The sequence below is a fragment of the Pseudomonas sp. X10 genome (genome assembly GCF_054889225.1).
The window spans coordinates 1,253,856-1,278,658 of sequence record NZ_CM142677.1 but is presented as its reverse complement, the minus strand read 5'-3'; the positions used below and the strand labels follow the sequence as shown (position 1 = coordinate 1,278,658).

General features: G+C 63.3%; 24 protein-coding genes. 10 read left to right on the top strand and 14 right to left on the bottom strand.

What is annotated here, in order from left to right; all coding sequences use genetic code 11:
• Positions 1-152: 152 nt before the first annotated feature.
• From lon to cmoB, 4 genes are all read left to right on the top strand, one after another.
• Positions 153-2,573, top strand: coding sequence for an endopeptidase La (lon, locus tag ACYU03_RS05975; RefSeq protein WP_461888838.1), 2,421 nt, complete (start codon positions 153-155; stop codon positions 2,571-2,573).
• A gap of 127 nt (positions 2,574-2,700) precedes the next feature.
• Positions 2,701-3,093 carry a protease inhibitor I42 family protein gene (locus tag ACYU03_RS05970; protein WP_461888837.1) on the top strand — a complete coding sequence of 131 codons (393 nt, stop codon included), beginning with the start codon at positions 2,701-2,703 and terminating at the stop codon, positions 3,091-3,093.
• 83 nt (positions 3,094-3,176) lie between these two features.
• Complete coding sequence (gene cmoA, locus ACYU03_RS05965; RefSeq protein WP_461888835.1) at positions 3,177-3,926, top strand: carboxy-S-adenosyl-L-methionine synthase CmoA; 750 nt, start codon at positions 3,177-3,179, stop codon at positions 3,924-3,926.
• Positions 3,923-4,879, top strand: coding sequence for a tRNA 5-methoxyuridine(34)/uridine 5-oxyacetic acid(34) synthase CmoB (cmoB, locus tag ACYU03_RS05960; RefSeq protein ID WP_461888833.1), 957 nt, complete (start codon positions 3,923-3,925; stop codon positions 4,877-4,879). The genes cmoA and cmoB overlap by 4 nt, the downstream gene beginning before the upstream one ends.
• Before the next feature lie 89 nt (positions 4,880-4,968).
• On the opposite strand, the gene pdxJ is transcribed toward cmoB, so the two are convergent.
• The 10 genes from pdxJ to rpoE all read right to left on the bottom strand — a co-directional run bounded on the left by pdxJ (position 4,969) and on the right by rpoE (position 14,993).
• Positions 4,969-5,694, bottom strand: coding sequence for a pyridoxine 5'-phosphate synthase (gene pdxJ / locus ACYU03_RS05955; protein WP_461891406.1), 726 nt, complete (start codon positions 5,692-5,694; stop codon positions 4,969-4,971).
• Positions 5,695-5,756: 62 nt separating this feature from the next.
• Positions 5,757-6,440, bottom strand: a complete 684-nt coding sequence (gene recO / locus ACYU03_RS05950; protein WP_461888831.1) for a DNA repair protein RecO — start codon at positions 6,438-6,440, stop codon at positions 5,757-5,759.
• Between the two features lie 51 nt (positions 6,441-6,491).
• Positions 6,492-7,394: a GTPase Era gene (era, locus tag ACYU03_RS05945; RefSeq protein ID WP_461888829.1), complete on the bottom strand. Its 903-nt coding sequence runs from the start codon at positions 7,392-7,394 to the stop codon at positions 6,492-6,494.
• Positions 7,387-8,076 (bottom strand): ribonuclease III, encoded by a 690-nt coding sequence (rnc, locus tag ACYU03_RS05940; protein WP_461888827.1) that lies wholly within the window; start codon positions 8,074-8,076, stop codon positions 7,387-7,389. The genes era and rnc overlap by 8 nt, the downstream gene beginning before the upstream one ends.
• A gap of 216 nt (positions 8,077-8,292) precedes the next feature.
• Positions 8,293-9,147 (bottom strand): signal peptidase I, encoded by an 855-nt coding sequence (gene lepB / locus ACYU03_RS05935; protein ID WP_461888825.1) that lies wholly within the window; start codon positions 9,145-9,147, stop codon positions 8,293-8,295.
• Between the two features lie 5 nt (positions 9,148-9,152).
• On the bottom strand, positions 9,153-10,952 hold the full coding sequence (gene lepA, locus ACYU03_RS05930; RefSeq protein ID WP_461888823.1) for a translation elongation factor 4: 1,800 nt from the start codon (positions 10,950-10,952) through the stop codon (positions 9,153-9,155).
• Between the two features lie 257 nt (positions 10,953-11,209).
• Positions 11,210-12,592 (bottom strand): DegQ family serine endoprotease, encoded by a 1,383-nt coding sequence (locus ACYU03_RS05925; RefSeq protein WP_461891405.1) that lies wholly within the window; start codon positions 12,590-12,592, stop codon positions 11,210-11,212.
• 219 nt (positions 12,593-12,811) lie between these two features.
• Positions 12,812-13,777, bottom strand: a complete 966-nt coding sequence (locus tag ACYU03_RS05920; protein ID WP_461888821.1) for a MucB/RseB C-terminal domain-containing protein — start codon at positions 13,775-13,777, stop codon at positions 12,812-12,814.
• Between the two features lie 12 nt (positions 13,778-13,789).
• A complete protein-coding gene (locus ACYU03_RS05915) occupies positions 13,790-14,380 on the bottom strand; it encodes a sigma-E factor negative regulatory protein (RefSeq protein ID WP_461888819.1) in 591 nt (196 codons plus the stop codon).
• Positions 14,381-14,411: 31 nt separating this feature from the next.
• On the bottom strand, positions 14,412-14,993 hold the full coding sequence (gene rpoE, locus ACYU03_RS05910) for an RNA polymerase sigma factor RpoE (protein WP_003252049.1): 582 nt from the start codon (positions 14,991-14,993) through the stop codon (positions 14,412-14,414).
• A gap of 433 nt (positions 14,994-15,426) precedes the next feature.
• Between rpoE and nadB the strand changes: the two genes are divergently transcribed.
• Positions 15,427-17,043: an L-aspartate oxidase gene (gene nadB, locus ACYU03_RS05905; protein ID WP_461888816.1), complete on the top strand. Its 1,617-nt coding sequence runs from the start codon at positions 15,427-15,429 to the stop codon at positions 17,041-17,043.
• Here the strand turns inward: nadB and ACYU03_RS05900 are convergent.
• Positions 17,012-17,464 (bottom strand): protein YgfX, encoded by a 453-nt coding sequence (locus tag ACYU03_RS05900; protein ID WP_461888815.1) that lies wholly within the window; start codon positions 17,462-17,464, stop codon positions 17,012-17,014. The genes nadB and ACYU03_RS05900 overlap by 32 nt on opposite strands.
• Positions 17,448-17,702 (bottom strand): FAD assembly factor SdhE, encoded by a 255-nt coding sequence (locus tag ACYU03_RS05895; RefSeq protein ID WP_461888813.1) that lies wholly within the window; start codon positions 17,700-17,702, stop codon positions 17,448-17,450. The genes ACYU03_RS05900 and ACYU03_RS05895 overlap by 17 nt, the downstream gene beginning before the upstream one ends.
• Before the next feature lie 185 nt (positions 17,703-17,887).
• Between ACYU03_RS05895 and ygfZ the strand changes: the two genes are divergently transcribed.
• Positions 17,888-18,829 (top strand): CAF17-like 4Fe-4S cluster assembly/insertion protein YgfZ, encoded by a 942-nt coding sequence (gene ygfZ, locus ACYU03_RS05890; protein ID WP_461888811.1) that lies wholly within the window; start codon positions 17,888-17,890, stop codon positions 18,827-18,829.
• Positions 18,830-18,886: 57 nt separating this feature from the next.
• Complete coding sequence (locus ACYU03_RS05885; protein WP_461888809.1) at positions 18,887-19,693, top strand: HDOD domain-containing protein; 807 nt, start codon at positions 18,887-18,889, stop codon at positions 19,691-19,693.
• Here the strand turns inward: ACYU03_RS05885 and ACYU03_RS05880 are convergent.
• Positions 19,690-21,075 (bottom strand): sensor histidine kinase, encoded by a 1,386-nt coding sequence (locus ACYU03_RS05880; protein WP_461888808.1) that lies wholly within the window; start codon positions 21,073-21,075, stop codon positions 19,690-19,692. The genes ACYU03_RS05885 and ACYU03_RS05880 overlap by 4 nt on opposite strands.
• On the bottom strand, positions 21,068-21,739 hold the full coding sequence (locus tag ACYU03_RS05875) for a response regulator (RefSeq protein ID WP_461888806.1): 672 nt from the start codon (positions 21,737-21,739) through the stop codon (positions 21,068-21,070). Before ACYU03_RS05875 ends, ACYU03_RS05880 begins: the two co-directional genes overlap by 8 nt.
• 206 nt (positions 21,740-21,945) lie before the next feature.
• Between ACYU03_RS05875 and ACYU03_RS05870 the strand changes: the two genes are divergently transcribed.
• The 3 genes from ACYU03_RS05870 to ACYU03_RS05860 all read left to right on the top strand — a co-directional run bounded on the left by ACYU03_RS05870 (position 21,946) and on the right by ACYU03_RS05860 (position 24,801).
• Positions 21,946-23,235 (top strand): OprD family porin, encoded by a 1,290-nt coding sequence (locus ACYU03_RS05870; RefSeq protein WP_461888804.1) that lies wholly within the window; start codon positions 21,946-21,948, stop codon positions 23,233-23,235.
• Positions 23,236-23,266: 31 nt separating this feature from the next.
• Complete coding sequence (locus tag ACYU03_RS05865) at positions 23,267-24,247, top strand: Bug family tripartite tricarboxylate transporter substrate binding protein (protein ID WP_461888802.1); 981 nt, start codon at positions 23,267-23,269, stop codon at positions 24,245-24,247.
• A 95-nt stretch (positions 24,248-24,342) separates the two neighbouring features.
• Positions 24,343-24,801, top strand: a complete 459-nt coding sequence (locus ACYU03_RS05860; protein ID WP_461888800.1) for a tripartite tricarboxylate transporter TctB family protein — start codon at positions 24,343-24,345, stop codon at positions 24,799-24,801.
• Positions 24,802-24,803: the final 2 nt, after the last annotated feature.

The window sequence follows — 24,803 nt, the reverse complement described above, 5'->3', positions numbered from 1 at the left end:
ATGATGAGGCCACAAGACCTGTAGGAGCGGGGTGCCCGCGATGGCGTCGGCACCCCCACCGCCGCTATCGCGGGCACGCCCGCTCCTACTACCATTGAAACCTGTCCCTCCCCGCCCCATCTAAGCACCATAGTCATTTGCGCAGGTGCCCCATGAGCGACCAGCAGGATCTTCCGGAACATCCCGACGAACACAGCGAAGTCGAACACCTCGAAGCCGCCTCCACCACCGGCCATCACCTGGCCCTGCCCGGCCAGCAGTTGCCGGACAAGGTCTACGTGATCCCGATCCACAACCGCCCCTTCTTCCCGGCCCAGGTACTGCCTGTGATCGTCAACGAAGAGCCCTGGGCAGAAACCCTGGACTTGGTGGCCAAGACACCACACCACTCCCTGGCCTTGTTCTTCATGGACACTCCGCCGGAGGACCACCGCCACTTCGACACCTCGGCCCTGCCGCTGTACGGCACCCTGGTCAAGGTGCACCATGCCAGCCGCGAGAACGGCAAGCTGCAGTTCGTCGCCCAGGGCCTGACCCGAGTGCGCATCCGCACCTGGCTCAAGCACCACCGCCCGCCTTACCTGGTCGAAGTCGAATACCCGCGCCAGCCTGCCGAGCCGACCGACGAGGTCAAGGCCTACGGCATGGCCTTGATCAATGCGATCAAGGAGCTGCTGCCGCTCAACCCCTTGTACAGCGAAGAGCTGAAGAACTACCTCAACCGCTTCAGCCCCAACGACCCGTCGCCGCTGACCGACTTCGCTGCCGCCCTGACCTCGGCCACCGGCAACCAGTTGCAGGAAGTCCTGGACTGCGTGCCCATGCTCAAGCGCATGGAAAAGGTCCTGCCGATGCTGCGCAAGGAGGTAGAAGTCGCGCGGCTGCAGAACGAGATCTCGGCGGAAGTGAACCGACAGATCGGCGAGCATCAACGCGAGTTCTTCCTCAAGGAGCAGCTCAAGGTCATCCAGCAGGAGCTGGGGCTGACCAAGGACGATCGCAGCGCCGACCTCGAACAATTCGAGCAGCGCTTGCAGGGCAAGACCCTGCCCGCCGCCGCGCAGAAGCGTATCGACGAGGAAATGGGCAAGCTGGCGATCCTCGAAACCGGCTCGCCCGAATACGCCGTCACCCGCAACTACCTGGAATGGGCCACCGCCCTGCCCTGGGGGCTGTATGGCGAAGACAAGCTCGACCTCAAGCACGCGCGCAAGATCCTCGACCAGCATCATGCCGGGCTCGACGACATCAAGGACCGCATCCTCGAATTCCTCGCCATCGGCGCCTGGAAAGGTGAGATCAGCGGCTCCATCGTCCTGCTGGTTGGCCCACCCGGGGTAGGCAAGACCAGCATCGGTAGGTCCATCGCCGAATCCCTGGGGCGGCCGTTCTATCGCTTCAGCGTCGGCGGCATGCGCGATGAGGCCGAGATCAAGGGTCACCGCCGCACCTACATCGGCGCCCAGCCAGGCAAACTGGTGCAGGCGTTGAAGGAGGTCGAGGTGATGAACCCGGTGATCATGCTCGACGAGATCGACAAGATGGGCCAGAGCTACCAAGGCGACCCGGCCTCGGCGTTGCTGGAAACCCTCGACCCGGAGCAGAACGTCGACTTCCTCGACCATTACCTGGACCTGCGCCTGGACCTGTCCAAGGTGCTGTTCGTCTGCACCGCCAATACCCTGGACTCGATCCCCGGCCCCTTGCTCGACCGCATGGAAGTGATCCGCCTGTCCGGCTACATCACCGAAGAGAAGCTGGCCATCGCCAAGCGCCACCTGTGGCCCAAGCAGTTGCAAAAGGCCGGCGTGGCCAAGACCAGCCTGAGCATCAGCGACAGTGCGCTGCGCATGGTGATCGAGGGATATGCCCGTGAAGCCGGTGTGCGCCAGTTGGAGAAGCAACTGGGCAAGCTGGTACGCAAGTCGGTGGTCAAGCTGCTGGAAGACCCAGACGCGAAGATCAAGATCGGCACCAAGGACCTCGAACCAGCCCTGGGCATGCCGGTATTCCGCAGCGAGCAGGTGCTGGCCGGCAAGGGCGTGATCACGGGCCTGGCCTGGACCAGCATGGGCGGCGCGACGTTGCCGATCGAAGCCACGCGTATCCACACCCTCAACCGTGGCTTCAAACTGACCGGCAAGCTGGGCGACGTGATGAAGGAGTCCGCCGAAATCGCCTACAGCTACGTCAGCGCCAACCTCAAGCAGTATGGCGGCGACCCGAGCTTCTTCAACGAGGCTTTCATCCACCTGCATGTCCCGGAAGGCGCCACACCCAAGGACGGCCCCAGCGCCGGTGTGACCATGGCCAGCGCCCTGCTGTCGCTGGCCCGTGACCAAGCGCCGAAGAGAGGCGTGGCCATGACCGGCGAGCTGACCCTCACCGGCCAGGTCCTGCCGATTGGCGGGGTGCGCGAGAAAGTGATCGCCGCGCGACGGCAGAAGATCTTCGAACTGATCCTGCCGGAGGCTAACCGGGGCGATTTCGAAGAGCTGCCCGACTACCTGCGCGAAGGCCTGACGGTGCATTTCGCCAAGCGCTTTGCCGACGTAGCGAAAGTCTTGTTCTGACCGGCTCATCGCTGGGTCAGCCCTACTGCCGACGATTGCATGATCGAGGCACTGTGGGCTTGCCCAGCGATGGAGCCACCCCGCCGCTTCGGTTATTCTCAAGCATCGCCAGCCCCCCGGAGCCAACATGACTGCTGCCCGTCTGCTCGTTCCCTTGAGCCTTGCCTTTCTCGCCGCCTGCGCCCAGCAACCGCGACACAACATCGATCTGGACGCCCAGAATGACTGCCCTGCGCAACTGCAGGTCGGCCAGACGGTGACCCTGACCCTGCCCAGCAACCCCAGCACCGGCTACCGCTGGTTGCTGCAAAATCCGGCGTCGAACATCTTGCGCAGCCTGGGCCCCGAGGTCTACAGCCACCCGGAAGACGTGGGTGTCGTCGGCAGTGCCGGACAATCGACCTGGCGCTTCCAGGCGGAGCAGGCCGGCGAAGGCCACCTGATCCTGACCTACCAACAGCCCTGGGCACCGGAAGTACGGCCCGTGAAGACCTTCGACTGCGAGATCACAGTGAAATAAAGGCGCTTCGCTGGTCAGCCGGCCATGCATCCTCGGCGCGGTTTGGCTAAAATGCCGGCCCTTTTCATCGCCAGCCGTCTGGAATGCCCGTGAGCAAAGACCCCGATCGCCTATTCGCCCAGCCTCTGGACCAGGTGCCTGATTTCGTCTTCAACGAAGACGTGGTGCGGGTGTTCCCGGACATGATCAAGCGCTCAGTCCCCGGCTACCCGACCATCGTCGAGAATGTCGGGGTGCTGGCAGCGCAATTCGCCCAGCCAGGCACAGCCCTGTACGACCTGGGCAGCTCGCTGGGCGCGGTCACCCAGGCCTTGCGCCGCCATGTGCGCACCGACGGCTGCCATGTGGTTGCGGTGGACAATTCCGCGGCCATGGTCGAGCGCTGCCGCCAGTATCTCACCGCCCAGGACTCGATGTTCCAGGAGTTGCTGCCGGTGCAGGTGATCGAGGCCGACATCGTCGCCCTGCCCTTGCAACCGGCTTCGGTGGTGGCGATGAACTTCACCCTGCAGTTCATCGCCCCCGAGCAGCGCCAGGCCCTGCTCACCCGTATCCACCGAGCCCTGCTGCCCGGCGGCGCACTGATCCTCTCGGAGAAACTGCGCTTCGAGGATGAGCGAGAACAGGACCTGCTTACCGAACTGCACCTGGGCTTCAAGCGCGCCAATGGCTACAGCGAACTGGAAATCGCCCAGAAGCGCAGCGCCATCGAGAACGTGATGAAACCCGACAGCCTCGAGACCCACCGCGAACGCCTTCATGCCGCGGGCTTCTCCAAGGTCGTGCCCTGGTTCCAATGCCTCAACTTCGCCTCGCTGATAGCCCTGCCATGATCGATCTGTCTCCTCTGGTCCGCCGCCTGGCGGGTACTCCCCTGGCCTCCTGGTCGCAGGGTCTGCAAGCGCAACTCGAAGCCAAGCTGGAGAAAGGCCACGGCGACCTGCAGCGCTGGCAGAGCGCCCTCGACGCCCTGCCAGCGCTGCAGCCCAGCGAAATCGACCTGGTCGATGGCCTGCGCCTGGATTGCCCATGCGACGACACCACTCGCGCCCAGATGCGCCAGGCCCTGATGGGCCTCTCGCCTTGGCGCAAGGGGCCGTTCGACCTGTTCGGCGTGCATGTGGACACCGAGTGGCGCTCGGACTGGAAGTGGTCGCGAGTCGGCCCGCACCTGGACCTTAGGGGCAAGCGCGTGCTGGATGTCGGCTGCGGCAATGGCTACTACCAGTGGCGCATGCTCGGAGCCGGGGCCGACATGGTCGTGGGCGTCGACCCGAACTGGCTGTTCTTCTGCCAGTTCCAGGCCGTGCAGCGCTACCTGCCGGAATTACCGGCCTGGCACCTGCCCTTCGCCCTGGAAGACCTACCGCCGAACCTGGAAGGCTTCGACACCGTATTCTCCATGGGCGTGTTCTACCACCGCCGCTCCCCCATCGAGCACCTGTTGGCGCTCAAGGACTGCCTGGTCAAGGGTGGCGAACTGGTGCTGGAGACCTTGGTCATCGAGGGTGACGAACACCAGGTGCTGGTGCCCGAAGACCGCTACGCGCAGATGCGCAATGTCTGGTTCCTGCCGTCTGTCCCGGCTCTGGAGCGCTGGCTGCGCCGTGCCGGCTTCAGCGATGTGCACTGTGTCGATGTCAGCGTCACCAGCATCGAGGAACAGCGCAGCACCGAATGGATGCGCTACCAGTCGCTGAGCGACTTCCTTGACCCGCAGGACCACAGCCGCACGGTCGAAGGCCTGCCGGCACCGCGCCGGGCGACGCTGGTAGCACGCAAGTAAGCCACGCCCGCGACGCTGTGCTTGCAGGAGCCAGCGTCAGTTGGCGATGCAAGGCAGGCAGGGCCGCGCGGCCCTCCTCCGAAAAAGCCTCAGCGCGAACTGGCCGCCACGATCAGCGCCTTCATCTCCGCCACTGCCGCCTTGAAACCGACGAACAGCGCATGAGCCACCAACGCATGGCCGATGTTCAGTTCGTTGATGCCTTTGATCGCCGCTACCGCCTCGACGTTGTGGTAATGCAGGCCATGGCCGGCGTTGACGATCAGGCCCTGGCCAACCCCCAAGGCCACGCCATCGACGATGCGCTTGAGTTCGTCAGCCATCTCGGCCGGGGTTTCGGCATCGGCATAGCGGCCCGTGTGCAGTTCGATGGCCGGGGCGCCAACGCGGCGCGAGGCCTCGATCTGGCGCTCATCAGCATCGATGAACAGCGAAACCTCGGCCCCGCTGCGAGCCAGGCGCTCGACCGCGGCTTTGATCCGCGCCTCCTGGCCAGCCACGTCCAAGCCGCCTTCGGTAGTCAGCTCCTGACGGGTCTCCGGGACCAGGCAGATATGCGCCGGACGGATGCGCTCGGCAAAAGCCATCATCTCTTCGGTGACGCCCATCTCGAAGTTCATGCGGGTCTGCAGCACGTCCTTGAGCAGCAGCACATCACGCTCCTGAATATGCCGGCGGTCTTCGCGAAGGTGCACGGTGATGCCATCGGCACCCGCCTCCTCGGCGTCCAGCGCCGCCTTGACCGGGTCCGGGTAACGCGTCCCCCGGGCTTGGCGCAGGGTCGCCACGTGGTCGATGTTGACGCCGAGAAGCATGCGGTTGCTGTGAGTCACGAAAGGGCTCTCCTGAAGATTGAGCCACACAGCATACGACGTGCTCAGCGCTTGCGAAACAGTTCCCGGCTGACCAGCGGTTTTCCCCCCAGGTGCACGGCCAGGGCTTGGCGCATCAAGCGCTTGGCGGCCATGAGAGCCCCCGGCGCCTGCCAGTCAGCCTCGGCCAGCGCCAACAACTCGGTGCCATTGAACAGCCCTGGTTGAACCAGGTAGACGCGCTCCAAGCCCGCATCCACCTGCAAGCGATAAAGGCCATCGGCGACCACCGGGTCGTCATTGATGTCGTGGTCCAAGGCGAAGGCGTAGCCCAACTCGTCCAGTAGCCGCCACTCGAAGGCCCGCAACAGCGGCTCCAGCGGACGGCCGGCGGCCAGCGCCTGCAAGGTCAGGGTGTAGTGCTCGAACAGCGCAGGATGAGGGTCTTCGGCAGGCAGCAGGCGCATCAGCACTTCATTGAGATAGAGGCCGCTGAACAACGCATCGCCATGCAGCCAGGCCGCCACGCCGACGCTGTCCAGGCGCCCGACGTTCTTCAGCTCGCCACGCCCGCGCAGTTCCACTTCCAACAGCACGAACGGCCGTACCAAGCTGCCGCCTTTGCCCCGGGCACGACGCAGCACGGCACGGAAGCGGCCTTGCGGGGTGAGAAAGTCCACCAAGGCACTGGTTTCACGGTAAGCGCGACTGTGCAGCACGTACGCCGGCTGGCCGACGGGTTGTTCCATGGGGATGGCCTGGTGGGGTAAGCGGCCCGGAGCCAACCGGGCCGCAAGGGATTACAGGTCGCCGTAGCCCAGCGAACGCAGGGCACGTTCGTCGTCGGACCAGCCGCCCTTGACCTTGACCCAGAGGTTGAGCATGACCTTGGCGTCGAACAGCAGCTCCATGTCCTTGCGCGCCTCGGAACCGATGCGTTTGATGCGCTCGCCCTTGTCGCCGATGATGATCTTCTTCTGGCCGTCACGCTCGACCAGGATCAGCGCATGGATGTGCAGCACATGCCCCTGCTGCTTGAACTCCTCGATCTCCACGGTGATCTGGTACGGTAGCTCCGCACCGAGCTGGCGCATGATCTTCTCGCGCACCAGTTCAGCGGCAAGGAAACGACTGCTGCGGTCGGTGATCTGGTCTTCCGGGAAGAAGTGCTCGTTTTCCGGCAGGTGCTTGGCGATCAGCCCTTCCAGCGCTTCGAGGTTATGCCCCTGCTGGGCGGAGATCGGCACGATCTCGGCGTTCGGCAGTTGCTCCTGCAACCACTTGAGGTGGGGGATCAGCTCGGCCTTCTCCTCGACCCGATCGGTCTTGTTGACCGCCAGGATCACCGGGCCCTGGACATACTGCACACGCTCCAGCACCAGTTGGTCCTCGTCGGTCCAACGGGTACGGTCGACCACGAAGATGACCACGTCGACATCCTTGAGGGCCGCCGAAGCCGTGCGGTTCATGTAGCGGTTCAGGGCCTTCTCGTTGCCCTTGTGCATGCCCGGGGTATCGACGTAGATCGCCTGGACATCACCTTCGGTCTTGATACCGAGCATGTTGTGACGGGTGGTCTGCGGCTTGCGCGAAGTGATCGCCAGCTTCTGGCCGAGGATGTGGTTGAGCAGAGTCGACTTGCCCACATTCGGGCGGCCAACGATGGCGACATAGCCGCAGCGGGTTGGGTTGCTATCAGTCATTGCCATTCTCCACGCCCAGGGCGATCAATGCAGCGGCAGCGGCGACCTGCTCGGCGATACGTCGGCTGACGCCCTGGCCACGGCTTTTCTTGTTCAGCAGGGTCACTTCGCACTCGACGAAGAAGGTCCGGCAATGGGGTTCGCCCTGGATATCCACCACTTCATAGCGCGGCAGTTCACAGGCCCGCGACTGCAAGAACTCCTGCAGGCGGGTCTTGGGGTCCTTGTTGGTGTCGACCAGGGTCAGGCTTTCGAACTCTCCTGCCAGCCAAGCGAGAATGCGCTCGCGGGCGGTCGGCATGTCGGCATCCAGGTAGATCGCACCGATCAAGGCTTCGAGGGCATCGGCAAGGATGGATTCACGACGGAAACCACCGCTCTTCAGCTCGCCAGAGCCTAAGCGCAGGTACTCGCCCAAATCGAAGCCCCGCGCCAGCACGGCCAGGGTCTCACCCTTGACCAGCCGGGCACGCAGGCGCGACAACTGGCCTTCGCGGGCCTGCGGGAAACGCTCGAACAGCGCTTCGCCGACCACGAAATTGAGGATGGCATCACCGAGGAACTCCAACCGCTCGTTGTTGCGGCCAGCATAGCTGCGGTGGGTCAGGGCCAGCAGCATCAGGTCCTGGTTCTTGAAGGTATAGCCGAGCTTACGCTCCAGGCGGCTCAGGGGAACGTTCACTGTGCACCCACCTGATCGTCACTCTTGGCCATTCGGTGCGGCACCTCGCTGAGGACCGCCATCGGAATCAACGCTTTATTCAAATCAACATCCTGAAAGACTGTTTGGCTGCGGTCCGTCGCCCGGAAGGCGCGGCGGAATCACTCGATCCCTGAATACACAGCCTATGTCAGAAACGCATTCGGCGCTGTCTGGAAGACAGCGCCGTTGAGGGTATTACTGGATCAGACCGACCCGCGACAGGTTCGGGAAGTGGCTGAGCTTGGGCTCTGGCCAGCTCATCCAGACCGCGAAGGCCTTGCCGACGATGTTCTGGTCAGGAACCATGCCATGCAGCTCCTTGGGAATCTTGGGGTCATCCCAATAGCGGCTGTCGTTGGAGTTGTCGCGGTTGTCGCCCATCATGAAGTAATGGCCGGCCGGGACGGTCCATTGCTGGTCCGGCGGCATGCGGTAGCGGCTCATTTCCTTACGGATCAGGTGCTCGGCCTCACCGAGTTTCTCCTTGTACAGCTCCGCGCTGCCCAAGGTGCCCGGCTCGGTACCGACCAGTTGCTCGGCAATCGGCTGGCCATTGACGAACAGGCGCTTGTCGCTGGTATACCTGACCTGGTCGCCCGGCAGGCCAACCACACGCTTGATGTAGTTGACGTTCGGGTCGCTCGGGTAGCGGAACACCATGACGTCGCCACGCTGCGGATCACCGACCTCGATGACCTTCTTGTCGATCACCGGCAGGCGGATGCCATAGGAGAACTTGTTCACCAGGATGAAATCGCCCACCTCCAGGGTCGGCTTCATCGACCCCGAAGGGATCTGGAACGGCTCGACCAGGAAGGAACGCAACACCAGCACGATGAACAGCACCGGGAAGAACGACTTGCCGTACTCGACCAGCAACGGCTCCTTGTTCAGGCGCTCGACCACTGCCACCTCGGGCTGGCTGACGCTGCCCTGGTAGTTAGCAATCGCCGCCCGACGGCGCGGGGCCAGGAACAGCAGATCGATCAAGGCCAGCAGACCGCAGACAGCAACGGCGATGACAAGCAACAGCGGGAAATTTAGCGACATAGGACCTAGCTATCCAACCTGAGCACGGCGAGGAAGGCTTCCTGCGGAATCTCCACATTGCCCACCTGTTTCATGCGTTTCTTACCGGCCTTCTGCTTCTCCAACAGCTTGCGCTTACGACTCACGTCACCGCCGTAGCATTTGGCCAGTACGTTCTTTCTGAGCGCCTTGACAGTGGTACGCGCGACAATCTGACCACCAATGGCGGCCTGGATTGCCACATCGAACATCTGCCGAGGAATCAGTTCCTTCATCTTCTCAGTCAACGCGCGTCCTTTGTAGTGCGCGTTGTCGCGATGCACGATCAGTGCCAGGGCATCAACCTTGTCGCCGTTGATCAACACATCGAGCTTGACCAGGTTGGCCGACTGATAGCGGTCGAAATGATAGTCCAGCGAAGCATAGCCACGGCTGGTCGACTTCAAGCGGTCGAAGAAGTCCAGTACCACCTCGTTCATCGGCAGGTCATAGCGCACCTGCACCTGCGAACCGAGGAACTGCATGTCGCGCTGGACGCCGCGCTTCTCGATGCACAGGGTGATGACGTTGCCCAGATGCTCCTGCGGCACGAGGATGGTCGCGGCGACGATCGGCTCGCGGAAATCCTCGACCGACGAGACATCCGGCAGCTTGGACGGGTTGTCGACGTAGATGGTTTCGCCGTTCTTGAGCTTGACCTCGAAAATAACGCTTGGCGCGGTGGTGATCAGGTCCAGGTCGTATTCGCGCTCCAGGCGCTCCTGGATGATCTCCATGTGCAGCATACCGAGGAAGCCGCAACGGAAGCCGAAGCCCAGGGCGTCGGAGCTTTCTGGCAGGTACTGCAGCGACGAGTCGTTCAGGGTCAGTTTCTGCAACGCATCGCGAAAGTCTTCGAAATCATCGGAACTGACCGGGAACAGGCCTGCATAGACCTGTGGCTGGATTTTTTTGAAGCCTGGCAGCATCTCGACCTCAGGGGTCGAGCTCAGGGTCAGGGTGTCACCGACCGGCGCGCCATGGATGTCCTTGATGCTGGCGATGATGAAGCCCACCTCGCCCGCCTTCAGGTCCGCCGTCTGAGTGTGCTTGGGCGTGAATACACCCACGCTGTCGACCAAGTGCACCTTGCCGGTGGACTTGACCAGGATCTTGTCGCCTTTCTTGACACGGCCCTGGCGCACACGCACCAGGGAGACCACGCCCAGGTAGTTGTCGAACCAGGAGTCGATGATCAGGGCCTGAAGCGGCGCGTCGATCTCGCCTTCCGGCGCGGGAATGGTCTGCACCAAGCGCTCGAGCACCTCGTCGACCCCCATGCCGCTCTTGGCACTGCAGGCCACGGCGTCTTCGGCATCGATGCCGATGATCTTCTCGATCTCTTCCTTCACCCGGTCAGGATCGGCCTGGGGCAGGTCCATCTTGTTCAGGACCGGCATCACCTCCAGGCCCTGCTCGATGGCGGTGTAGCAGTTGGCCACGGACTGGGCCTCGACACCCTGGCCGGCGTCGACCACCAGCAAGGCACCTTCACACGCCGCCAGGGAACGGCTGACTTCATAGGTGAAGTCGACGTGGCCCGGGGTATCGATGAAGTTCAGCTGGTAGGTCTTGCCGTCCTGGGCCTTGTAATGCAGCGTGACGCTGTGGGCCTTGATGGTGATCCCGCGCTCGCGCTCCAAGTCCATGGAGTCGAGGACCTGGGCCTCCATTTCACGCGCAGTCAGGCCACCGCACATCTGGATGAAACGGTCGGCCAGGGTCGACTTGCCATGGTCGATGTGGGCGATGATGGAGAAATTGCGGATATGACTCAAATCACTCACGGGTCAACACTCGAAAAGGCTGCGAGCCGGACGCCCGCCGAAAAATAGCCGGGAATTGTACCTTAAGCCGCGGGGTTATGGGAGATTCCTGAACAAGCGGTAGAAGTGCCCCTGTAGGATCGGGCTCGCCTGCGATTGCGCCAGGCCGGGCAACACCACTGCTCCTGCTGGCGCAATCGCAGGCAAGCCCGATCTACATCCACCGTGATCGTACAAAAAGGGCAGCCGAAGCTGCCCTTTCCTACCCTAATAACCGCTTATTCAGCCAGTTTGAAGGTGATGAAGCTGGCACGCCCCTGACGCAGTACGCGCATGGACACCGAACGGTTCTTCGGCAGGTCCTTGGCAATCTCGGTGAATTGCTTGGCCGAGGTGATCGCCTGATTGTTCAGGTGGCTGATGACATCGCCCGGACGCAGGCCGATCATTGCCGCAGGGCCATCCTGGATATCCTTGATGACCACACCGCCCTTGAGCTCCAGGCTCTTCTTCTGCTCGGCAGTCAGGTCGGCCACGGAAACGCCCAGGCGGTTGCTGCTGCGCTCGACTCCACCATCGGTGCCGACGCCAACGCCCTGGTCATCATCCGGCAGCGCGCCGATGGTGACATCCAGATTCTGGCGCTTGCCGTTGCGGATAATCTCAAGCTTGGCCTTGTCGCCGTCCTTGAGGCTGCCCACCAGGTGCGGCAGGTCGGCCGACATGACGATCGGCTGGCCGTTCATGGTCAGGATCACATCGCCCACCTGCAGGCCGCCCTTGGCAGCAGGGCCGTCTTCCAGTACCTGGGCCACCAGGGCGCCAGCCGGCTTGTCCAGGCCGAAGGATTCAGCCAGGTCCTTGTTGACCTCCTGGATCACCACCCCCAGCCAGCCACGGCTGACTTTGCCGTCTTTCTTCAACTGGTTGGAGACGTCCAGGGCCACATCGATCGGAATGGCGAAGGACAGGCCCATGAAGCCACCGGAACGGGTGAAGATCTGCGAGTTGATACCCACCACCTCGCCCTTCATGTTGAACAGCGGACCGCCGGAGTTGCCCGGGTTGATGGCCACATCCGTCTGGATGAACGGTACATAGGTGTCGTTGGGCAGGGTCCGCCCCTTGGCACTGACGATACCCTTGGTCACCGAGTGATCGAAGCCGAACGGCGAGCCGATGGCCAGCACCCACTCACCGACCTTGAGCTTCTCGGAATCGCCCAGCTTGACGATCGGCAGGTTCTTGCCTTCGACCTTGAGCAGGGCCACATCGGTGCGCGGGTCGGTGCCGACCAGCTTGGCTTGCAGTTCGCTGCGGTCGGACAAGCGGACGATGATCTCGTCGGCATCGGCGACCACATGGTTGTTGGTCAGCACATAGCCATCGCTGGAGATGATGAAGCCCGAGCCCAGGGACTGCGCTTCACGCTGTCGGTCGCCACGCGGCGAGCGCGGCACCTGCGGCATGTTGCGCTCGAAGAACTCGCGGAACATCGGCGGCAGGCCTTCGAGGTCCGGCATCTGCCCAGCGGCGATGCGGCGCTCCGGCAGCTTCTGCTTGGTGCTGATGTTCACCACCGCAGGCGAGGCCTGCTCGACCAGGGTCGTGAAGTCCGGAAGAGACTCCTCGGCCTGGGCGGTCAGCACCTGACCGAGCATGAGCACGGCGGCGAACAGCGATAGGTAGGATTTCAAGCGTGGTATTGACATACGGCTCCCGTCACAACGAGCGTGGTTAGCAGTAGGGCCCTGCAAACGCAGGAAGGCCAGACCCCGAAAGGTCTGACCTATAAGAAATTTCCAAGTATTTTGCAAATGACAAAGCTTTAATTTCATTTCAGCCGCACGATCTCCGGGCCGATCTGACAGACAGCCCCGTCACTGCTGCGTCTGGGCCTCCTGGGCCCGCATCGATAACGCCACCCGCTCGGCGGTGCCCAGCGGAATTTCTCCGACAACCGTGACCATGACCTTGCCCTTGGGCGTGGTCAAGTGCCGAGAGACGGCGACAGTCGGGCCCAACTGGGCGCGGGTGTCGGTTCCGGAGTCGTCCTTGATGGGTTCGAGGAACACAGAGAAGCGTGCCAGGCCGTCATCATACATCAGGCTGCTGACCGTGCTGTGGCGGACCGGATCGCGACGCACCGAACTGTTGATCAGTTCGAAGCCCGGCGGCAGCCAGTCGGAACGCCAGCCGCCGACAGCCTCGGCGGTACCAGCCGCGACCCGCTCGACCGGCTTGCAAGCAGCGCTGGCCTGGAGGTCAGCATCGCTTGGCAGGTCGTCGGTATCCAGCCGGGTCATCTGGAAGCGCTCGAGCAACTGGCCCTTGTCGTTGAGCATCAACGACCTCAACGGCAGGCCGGTACGGCGGTCCAGGTGCAGCTCGAAGGCATAACGGTGCTGGTCACGGGGATTGAGCGTCACGACCACTGCATCGCGGCCGGCAACACGCGACTTGCCCGCCACGCTCAGGTCATACCAGCTCATCAGTTTCAGGGGATCAAGCACTCGCGGCGCCGAATCAGGAGGAGTACCCACCCCGCTCACCAGGGAGCCACTGACGCATTGCACCTTGCCATCAACGCGCACGACTTCCTGGGCCGCCCCATCGAGCTGCAATAACCGCTCGCTGAGCTTGCCATCCTGGACGCGGTGCCAGATGTCGTGGGTGGAGAAGCTGCCGTTACGCTCGTAGACGAAGGAACCCTGATAGCTTTGCTCTTGCTCCGCGCGGGCCAGCTTGTTCAACCACTCGGTCGCCTCGGGCGATGAGTTGGCTGCCAATGCCGGCACCGTCAACCAGCTGCCGAGCAGCAGCGGTAGGAGAGGTAGCGCGCGCATGATCCTCCTTACTTAGCGATTTTCCAGGCTGGCCGCACGGGCATAGGGCAGAGCGCTTTCGGTACCCTTGAGAGCGGACTCCTGAGCGTGCTGGCGCAGGTAGCCTGGCAGGCGCTGGTCCCAACCAGCCTGGTTTTGCAGCACGCCATTGGCCATCGGGCCGGTCGGTTGCTCACCACCTTCACTATAGCCTGCCAATACGGCTGGGCCTTGGACCTGCGGCATGCTCAGACCCTGCTGGGCTGGCTGCTGTGCAGCGAGCTCGACGCCACTGATCTCGTCTTGGTTGTAGAACCGTACGCCAGCGAGCACGGCCACGGTAACCGAGGCGGCGACCGCCAGGCGGCCCAGGCTGCGCCATGGCCCGCTCTTGACCTTGGCCGGTACGGCCTCATCGGCCAGCGCGGCGGAAACCGCCGAGGCGATATCCAGCTTCGGCAGCAGCAATTCCTTGTGCATGGCTGCGCGAGCGACTTGGTAACGCGACCAGGTGGCACGGGTTTCAGCATCGTCGACGGCGTTCAATACCCGACGTAATTCCAGTTCGTCCGCTTCGTTATCCATCACCGCGGACAGCGATTCCTGCAAAGCTTCACGACTCATGGCGGTTCCTCTCTTGGCTGTCGCCGCTGTCTCAGGTTTCCTGCAACAAGGGCTGCAGGGCTTTGTCTATGGCCTCCCGAGCGCGGAAGATTCGAGAGCGCACGGTACCCACCGGACACTGCATGACGCTCGCAATGTCCTCGTAACTCAGACCATCGAATTCGCGCAAAGTTAAAGCTGTGCGCAGATCCTCTGGCAGTTGCTGGATGGTTCGATGGACGGTGCCTTCGATTTCATCCCGCAACAACGAGCGCTCTGGGGACTCGAGATCCTTGAGACCATGATCGCCGTCGTAGAATTCCGCGTCCTCGGAACTCACATCGCTGTCTGGGGGCCGCCGACCGCGGGACACCAGATAGTTTTTCGCCGTATTGATGGCAATACGGTACAGCCAGGTGTAGAACGCACTGTCACCGCGAAAATTTCCCAGCGCCCGGTACGCCTTGATAAAGGCTTCCTGCGCCACATCCTGGGCTTCATGGGTGTCGTGTACGAACCGCACGATCAACCCGAGAATCTTGTGCTGATACTTCAGCACCAACAGATCGAACGCTCGCCTGTCGCCACGCTGCACGCGTTCGACAAGCTGCTGATCCTCTTCCTGGGTTAGCATGAACACTCCTCAGTGGACTCGAAGGAGCGTTGCAACAGCCATCGTTCCGGCTTGCAACCATAGACTCGGGCTTTGCGCAAAAGTTCTCCCCTCCAAGCAAGTTTCCTGCGGCCCTTGGTCGGCTCGCACGAAAAACGCAGCGCGGTATTGGCCGGCTGCGTCGATAATCTGGTCTCGAATACACAGGGACAGCCCGGATAGAGCCAACTCCCTGCGTCGCCGCGGCAATTGTGGCGTGCGGGCAGCCTACTATGGATATCCATCCAAGACGGAAAGTTCCCACAAAGATTGTCGACACACAGCAAGCGCCATTGGAAATCAGGTACCTGGGACTGCTATAAAGGCAGCCGGTCAAGATTCACGATAGTTTCACAATGCCATACGCGCCTGACTATTGTGCCGCTCACCCCCTCAAGATTACTAGTGTCCCGACATGAGCCAACAATTCCAACATGATGTCCTGGTGATCGGCAGCGGCGCCGCCGGTCTCAGCCTGGCACTGAACCTCCCTGGCCACCTGCGCATCGCCGTGTTGAGCAAGGGTGACCTGGCCAACGGTTCGACCTTTTGGGCCCAGGGCGGTGTCGCCGCCGTGCTGGACGACACCGACACAGTGCAGTCCCACGTCGAGGACACCCTCAATGCTGGCGGTGGCCTGTGCCACGAAGACGCTGTGCGCTTCACCGTCGAGCATAGCCGCGAAGCCATCCAGTGGCTGATCGACCAAGGGGTGCCCTTCACCCGTGACGAGCACCACGGCGATGACGACGGCGGCTTCGAGTTCCACCTGACCCGCGAGGGCGGCCACAGCCACCGGCGCATCATCCATGCCGCCGATGCCACTGGCGCCGCCATCTTCACCACGCTCCTGAACCAGACGCGCCAGCGCCCGAACATCGAGCTGCTGGAGCAGCGGGTGGCGGTGGACCTGATCACCGAACGCCGCCTGGGCCTCGAAGGCGAGCGCTGCCTGGGCGCCTACGTACTCAACCGCGCCACCGGCGAGGTCGACACCTACGGCGCGCGTTTCACCGTGCTGGCCACCGGCGGTGCGGCGAAGGTCTACCTCTATACCAGCAACCCCGATGGCGCCTGTGGCGACGGCATCGCCATGGCCTGGCGCGCGGGTTGTCGGGTGGCCAACCTGGAGTTCAACCAGTTCCACCCCACCTGCCTGTACCATCCCCAGGCCAAGAGTTTCCTGATCACCGAAGCCCTGCGCGGCGAGGGCGCCCTGCTGCGCCTGCCCAATGGCGAGCGCTTCATGCCACGCTTCGACCCACGCGAAGAACTGGCGCCACGCGACATCGTGGCCCGGGCCATCGACCACGAGATGAAACGCCTGGGCGTGGACTGCGTGTACCTTGATATCAGTCACAAGCCGGCCGATTTCATCAAGAGCCACTTCCCCACCGTGCATGAACGCTGCCTGGCCTTCGGCATCGATATCACCCGCCAGCCGATCCCGGTGGTGCCCGCCGCCCACTACACCTGCGGCGGGGTCATGGTCGACGATCGCGGCCATACCGATGTGCCCGGCCTCTATGCCATTGGAGAAACCAGTTTCACCGGGCTACATGGCGCCAACCGCATGGCCAGCAACTCGCTGCTCGAATGCTTCGTCTATGGCCGCGCCGCGGCCGCCGACATCGAGGCGCACCTGGACCAAGTGGCGATACCCAGGGGCCTGCCTGGCTGGGACGCCAGCCAGGTCACCGACTCGGACGAGGACGTGATCATCGCGCACAACTGGGACGAACTACGGCGCTTCATGTGGGACTACGTGGGCATCGTGCGCACCAGCAAGCGCCTGCAGCGTGCCGAACACCGGGTGCGCTTGCTGCTGGACGAGATCGACGAGTTCTATAGCAACTACAAGGTCAGCCGTGACCTGATCGAACTGCGCAACCTGGCCCAGGTGGCCGAACTGATGATCCGCTCGGCCATGCAGCGCAAGGAAAGCCGAGGCCTGCACTACACCCTCGACTACCCGGGCATGCTGCCCGAGGCCCGCGACACTATTCTGCAGCCGCCCACCTACGCCGACTGAACTTCAGGCGCAGACGCAAGCGCCGGTGCTGCTCCGCTGCCAGTGCATCCCTGGGGATGCACTGGCTTTCCCCAAACCATCGCCCCTGGCGCACGAAGCGCAAGACCACCAGCCCCGGCAGCGCCAGGCTGTCGCGGCACAGGCGCGCTGACTGCCAGCCCCGGGCATGACTGAACAACTGCCAGCCACGCGGGTCGCGGCGCAGGCCTGTGATGGCTTCAGGGTCGGTCAGCAGGATACGACGGGGAATGGCCCAGACGGCGTGGGCCAGGCATGCCAGGAGGATGGACAGGCACAGCCACCAGGGCAGCGCACATAACCACAACGCCAGCAGGGCTAGCGCCTGACAGGCCAGGTAGGCCGTCAGCAGCTGGCGCGAGCCCTGCCAACGGCATTCGAAATGCTCACTTGGGCTGGACACGGTCCAGGATGATGCGGACCATGCGCTGCAGCTCCGGGTCTTCGGACTCGGTACGCTCCATGAACCAGCCGAACATGTCCTGGTCCTCGCAGGTCAGCAGGCGACGGTACAACTCGCGGTCCGCATCACTCAGATTGGGGTAGACCTCCTGGGTGAAAGGCACCAGCAGCACGTCCAGTTCCAGCATGCCACGGCGGCTGTGCCAGAAAAGCCGGTTGAGTTCAGATTGTTCGACCATGGGGCCCTCCTCGAATGGCCCGCCAGTATACAGCGCCGCGCCAGAGGCGGCACTGGGCATTGGTCCAAGGTCTGTTGCCATTTCATTCGCAACGGCGAATGACGCGGCAACCGTTCCAGGTCACCTACCTATTTTGTTACCAGCGTTCTATGATGGTGCCCAGTCTTTACCACCTGCGATGACCCATGGCCGATTCCGCTTTTTTCTGCCCCCTGTCCCACGAGGGCATCCTCGCCGTCCGCGGCTCCGACGCCGGCAAGTTCCTGCAGGGTCAACTGACCTGCAACATCAGCTACCTCAGCCAGGACCAATCGAGCCTGGGCGCCCGTTGCATGGTCAAGGGCCGCATGCAGTCCAGCTTCCGCATTCTGCCGGAAGGCAATGGCTACCTGCTGGCCATGGCCAGCGAACTGCTCGAGCCACAGCTGGCCGACCTGAAGAAATACGCCGTGTTCTCCAAGGCTACCCTGACCGATGAAAGCCAGGCCTGGGCCCGCTTCGGCCTGCAGCAAGGCAGTGCCGCCCTGCAAGCACTTGGGCTGGACACGCCTGCTGAAGCAGGCGCCACCCAGCGCCAGGACGGGTTGATCGCCGTTAGCGTGTCCGAAGACCGCGTGGAGCTCTGGGTCACGGCTGAGCAGGCCGAGGCTGTCCGGGCGACACTTGCCAACCGGCTACCGGAAGGCACCCTGAACGACTGGCTGCTGGGTCAGGTCCGCGCCGGCATCGGCCAAGTCATGGGGCCAACCCGCGAGCTGTTCATCCCGCAGATGATCAACCTGCAGGCCGTTGGCGGAGTCAGCTTCAAGAAAGGCTGCTACACCGGCCAGGAAATCGTCGCGCGCATGCAGTACCTGGGCAAGCTCAAGCGCCGCCAGTACCGCCTGGCACTACAAGGCGACGATGTGCCCGCGCCAGGCAGCGGGATCTTCTCACCGACCCACAGCTCTTCCGTGGGTGAGGTGGTGATCGCCGCCCACGCTGAGCAAGGCTGCGAACTGCTCGCCGTGCTCAGCGCCGATGCCGTCGAAGACAACAACCTGCACCTGGGCAGCCTCGAGGGCCCTCGCCTGGAACTGCTGTCCCTGCCTTATGAACTGGACCGCGACCGGGAAATCCAGCGCTGACCAGCCTGCCCCGCCAGCGCGGCGGGGCCGCCACACCACTGCGGTAGAGACCCCCCCATGAACAAGCTGGCCGAAATGGTCCAAGCGCAGCTGCTCGACGCCATCGACAATGATGACCTGGTCCTGCCGACCCTCCCGGAAGTAGCCCTGAGCATCCGCGAAGCCGCCGAAGACAGCGAGATCAGCGTCACCGCACTGAGCAAGGTCATCGGCCGCGACGCAGCCCTGTCGGCACGGTTGATCAAGGTGGTCAACAGCCCGCTGCTACGCTCTACGGTCGAAGTCACCGACCTGCACACCGCGATCACCCGGTTGGGCATCAACTACAGTTGCAATCTGGCCATCGGCCTGGTGATCGAACAGATCTTCCATGCCCGCTCACCGGTGGTCGAACAGAAGCTACGGGATATCTGGGCCAACAGCCTGGAAGTAGCAGGTATCAGCTATGAACTGAGCCGACGCTACACCCAGCTGAAGCCCGACCAGGCGACCCTGGGCGGACTGGTCCACCAGATCGGCGCACTGCCGGTGCTGATCTATGCCGAGGAACACAACGAGTTGCTCTCAGACCCGGTCTGCCTGCACTACGTGATCGAACAGATCCAGCCGACCTTGGGTGACAAGATCCTCGATGCCTGGGAGTTCCCCGAACAACTGGCGCACCTGCCAAGCCTGGTCCAGGACCTGGAGCGGCGTACCGAACGAGTCGACTACATCGACATCGTGCAGATCGCCCGCAGCCTCAGCAGCCACGGACGCTCCCGCCCATTGACCACCCTTCCCGCCTACCGCCACCTGGGCCTGCCCTACGGCACCGAGCTGCAAGCCACCGACCTGCTCATCGCCCGCGGCATGCTGCGCTAGGTCTGATCGGAGATAAAGCTGACACGCACCTTCAACCCGCCACCTTCGCCATCGTGCAGGCTGATCTGCGCCAAATGCGCCCGACAGATCTCGCCGACGATGGCCAGGCCCAGGCCGGTGCCTTGTACGCTGCGCCGGTAGAAGCGCTCGAATACCCGCTCACGCTCGCCCTCGGGAATTCCCGGGCCGTCGTCCTCGACTTCGAGGATGGCCGGTGCCAGCACCCGCAGGATCACGTTGCCACCAGGCGGCGTGTGGGCCAGGGCATTGTCCACCAGGTTGCTCAGCAGTTCGTTGAGCAGGGTCGGCTCCCCTTTCAACCACACCGGCGCCTCGGCCTCCAGGGCCAGGGCGACACCCCGGGCATGGGCCAGCGGCGCCATGGCCATGCCCAGTTCACGCGCCAACTGGCTGAGATCCAGGCGCTGAGCACCGCCCTCGGCGATAGCCCGCGCGCCGTTCTCCACTCGAGCCAGCGATAACAACTGGTTGGCCAGGTGAGTCAGGCGGTCGGTACCCTGGGCAGCGGACTCCAGGGTCTCGCGCCATTGCTGGGGCTCGCTGGAGCGCAAACCCAGCTCGACCCTGGCCTTCAGCGCCGCCAGCGGTGTACGCAGCTCATGGGCGGCATCGGCGATGAACTGGGCCTGGCGCTCGAACTGCCCACGCAGACGCTCGGTGAAATGGTTCAAAGCCCGCACCAGCGGCACCAGCTCACGCTGCACCTGTACTACCGGCAAGGCGCGTAGGTCATCCGGCTGGCGCTCCTCCACGGCAGTGCGCAGGCGCTCCAAGGGGCGCAGGGCACCACTGACCGCAAACCACACCAACAGCAACGCGCCCAGAGCAAGCATGCCCAGGCGCAGCAAGGTGTCGGCCATCAAGCCCCGCGCCATGCGCACCCGCGCCTCTTCAGTCTCGGCCACCCGGATCTCGGCCATACCGTTCATATTCGGTTCGCTGACCGCCTTGAGCAGGCTGACCACACGCACATCCTGGCCCAGGTAGGTGGCATTGTAGAAAGTCGCCAAGGCCGGATAGTCATCGGTACGCGGCGTGCCGGGCGGTGGTGGCGGCAGGTTTTCATAGCCGGAGATCAGGCGCTGGTGGATGTCGTTGACCTGATAGTAGATACGCCCGGCGCTGTCGTAGGCGAAGGTGTCCAAGGCCACGTAGGGCACGTCCGCACTGAGGGTGCCGTCGCGCTGGGACAGACCAGCGGCGATGGTCCGCGCCGACGCCAGCAGAGTGCGGTCATAGGCGGTGTCGGCGGCTTCACGGCCGTTCCAGTAGGCACTCAGGCCACTGGCCAGCATCAACATCACTAGCAACAGCGCCAGGTTCCACAGCAGCCGCCCGCGCAGGCTGTCGTTTTCACGCATCACGGTGCTCGAGCAGGTAACCGAGCCCCCTGAAGGTGACGATGGCCACCGGGTAGCCGTCGAGCTTCTTGCGCAGGCGATGGATGTAGATCTCGATAGCGTCGGGGCTAGCCTCCTCGTCCAGGCCGAACACCTGGGACGCCAGCTGCTCCTTGCTCATCACCCGCCCCGGCCGAGCAATCAGCGCCTCCAGTACGCCCTGTTCGCGGGAGGTCAGGGCCAGCAGGTCATCGCCCAGGCTGAAGCGCCGGGTATCCAGGTCATAGACCAGCGGGCCACAGCGCTGCTGGCGTTCACCCCCAAGCACGCTGCGCCGCAACAAGGCCTTGACCCGCGCCTCCAACTCGGTCAGCTCGAAGGGTTTGGCCAGGTAGTCGTCGGCGCCAAGGTTCAGGCCATGCACACGATCCTTCACGTCGCTGCGCGCGGTCAGCATCAGCACAGGCAGGGTCTTGCCACGGGCGCGCAAGCGGGCCAGCACCTCGAAGCCGTCCAGGCGTGGCAACCCCACGTCGAGCACGGCCACGGCGTAGTCTTCGCTGGCCAGGGCCAGGTCGGCGGCCACCCCATCGTGCAGCACGTCCACCGTCAGGCCGTTGCTTTTCAAGGCCTGGGCAACGCTTTCAGCCAGTTGCAGGTGGTCTTCGACCAGCAGCACACGCATCGATTTTTCCCCGCTCGGTTCTGGGTCAGTGGCGCGGAGTGTACCGCCCCCGGGCGACCTGTGAAGCCCCTTGTAACAATCCTGTTGCATTGAAAGGTTAGCGAAAGGTTCGTTACCTAGCATCGCTTCACGGCCCACCTCGCGTGCCGTGAAAAGCACCTTTAAAGGTGCAGTCCAAATAAGAACAATAACGGAGTCACTCGACGATGCTGTCCATGCAGCCGCAGGCGCTCACGCCTACCCGACGTTTGCCCACCCGCCCCCACGCCATTGCCAGCGCCTTCGCCCTTGCCGGCGTCGCACCGCTGAGCCAGGCCGCCTTCTTCGAAGACAGCACGGCCACCTTCGAAACCCGCAACATGTACTTCAACCGCGACTTCCGCGATGGCACCAGCAGCCAGCAGTCCAAGCGCGATGAATGGGCGCAGGGTTTCATACTCAATTTCGAGTCCGGCTATACCGACGGCACCGTAGGCTTCGGCCTCGATGCGCTGGGCATGCTCGGCATCAAGCTCGACTCCAGTCCCGACCGCACCGGTAGCGGCCTGTTGCCAACCCATGATGATGGCAAGGCCGCGAACGAGTACTCCAAACTCGGCCTGACCGGCAAGGTGAAGATTTCCCAGACCGAACTGAAGCTCGGCACCCTGATCCCGGAACTGCCGACCCTGCAGGCCAACGACGGGCGCATCCTGCCGCAGACCTTCGAAGGCGGCCTGCTGACCTCCAAGGAGATCAAGAACCTGACCTTCACTGGCGGGCGCATGGAGAAAGCCAAGGACCGCGATAACACCAACAAGGAAGACATCGCCCTCAACAACAAGAACAACCGCTTCCTCGGCAGCGTGGCCGGCGAGCACTACGACCTGGCCGGCCTGGACTACCAGTTCAGCGACCGCATCACCGGCAGCTACCATTTCGCCCAGCTCGATGAAGTCTACCGCCAGCACTTCGTTGGCCTGGTCGCAACCCAACCTTGGGGCCCGGGCACCTTCGGCGCCGACCTGCGCCTGTCGATCAGCGACGACCAGGGCCAGGCCCGTGGCGGCAAGATCGACAACACTGCGGCCAACGGCATGCTCAGCTATGCCCTCAAGGGCCACAAGTTCAGCGCCGCCTACCAGCATCTGTCCGGCGACAGTGCCTTCCCCTACGTCGATGGCTCCGACCCCTATCTGGTCAACTTCGTGCAGATCAACGACTTCGCCGGCGCCGACGAACGCTCCTGGCAAGTGCGCTACGACTTCAACTTCGCCCAGTTGGGCATCCCCGGCCTGACTTTCATGACCCGTTACCTGCGCGGTGACAATGTCAGCCTGGCCGATGGCGGCGAAGGCAAGGAGTGGGAACGCAATACCGAGTTCAAGTACGTGGTGCAAAGCGGAGCGTTGAAAAACGTCGCCGTGCGTCTGCGTAACGCCACCTTCCGCTCGAATTTTGCCCGCGATGCCGACGAAGTGCGGCTGCTGGTGAGCTACAGCGTGGCCCTGTGGTAACCCATAAAAACAACACCTACGGAGATAGACGATGACCTTTTCACTGCGCCGCCTCGTCCTCGCCACCGGCTGCTTGCTGCTGGCGGGCCATGCCCTCGCTGCTGAACCGAAACGCCCTGAATGCATCGCCCCGGCCTCCCCCGGTGGCGGCTTCGACCTGACCTGCAAGCTGGTGCAGAGCGCCCTGGTCAACGAGAAGATCCTCAGCAAACCCATGCGCGTGACCTACATGCCAGGCGGCGTGGGCGCGGTGGCCTACAACGCCGTGGTCGCCCAGCGCCCGGCTGATGCCGGGACCCTCGTGGCATGGTCCAGCGGTTCGCTGCTGAATCTGGCCCAAGGCAAGTTCGGCCGCTTCGACGAAAACGCCGTGCGCTGGCTGGCGGCGGTGGGCACCAGCTACGGCGCCATCGCGGTGAAGAACGACTCGCCCTACAAGTCCCTCGACGACCTGGTCGCCGCGCTGAAGAAAGACCCGAGCAAAGTAGTGATCGGCTCCGGCGGCACCGTCGGCAGCCAGGACTGGATGCAGACCGCCCTGATCGCCAAGGCCGCCGGCATCAACCCACGCGACCTGCGCTACGTGGCCCTGGAGGGCGGCGGTGAAATCGCCACCGCACTGCTCGGCGGGCACATCCAGGTCGGCAGTACCGACATCTCCGACTCCATGCCGCACATCCAGAGCGGCGACATGCGCATCCTCGCGGTGTTCTCCGAGAACCGCCTGGGCGAGTCGTCGATGAAAGACATCCCCACCGCCAAGGAGCAGGGCTACGACATCGTCTGGCCAGTGGTGCGCGGCTTCTACCTGGGACCGAAGGTCAGCGACGAGGACTATGCCTGGTGGAAGGCTTCGTTCGACAAACTGCTGACGTCCGAGGAGTTCGCCAAGCTGCGTGACCAACGCGAGTTGTTCCCCTTCGCCATGACTGGCGAGGAACTGGACGGCTACGTGAAGAAACAGGTCGCCGACTACAAGAGCCTGGCCAGGGAATTCGGGCTGATCCAGTAACCGCCCTACACCGGCTCTAGCGTGAAACCTAAGGAGTGGGCTTGCCCGCTCCTACAAGGACTGCGCCCAAACTGGCGCCACAGAGGATTTCCTCCATGATCCTGCAACGCATCTTCGCCCTGGCCTTGTTGGCGGTCTGTGCCGCCCTGGCGGTCATGGCCTGGCCTTACCAGGCCGCGTTTTCCTACGAACCGGTAGGCCCACGCGCCTACCCCCTGTTGATGCTCGGCCTGATGAGCCTGGCCCTGCTCTACCTGATCTTCCGGCCGACGCCGATCGTGCACAAGGACGACGAGCCAGAGTTGGACCGCCAGACCCTGACCAAGATCGGGCTCTGCGTAGGCCTGCTGCTGGTCTTCGCCGCGACCTTCGAGCCGCTGGGCTTCATCCTCGCCAGTATCCTCGCCGGTGTCCCCATGGCCCGGCTGTACGGCGGACGCTGGCTGCACAGCGCGATCATCGTCGCGGCGATGAGCCTGTTCCTGTACTGGCTGTTCGACCATGTGATGGATGTGCCCCTGCCCCTCGGCCTGCTTGACGTTCTGGAGAACTGACA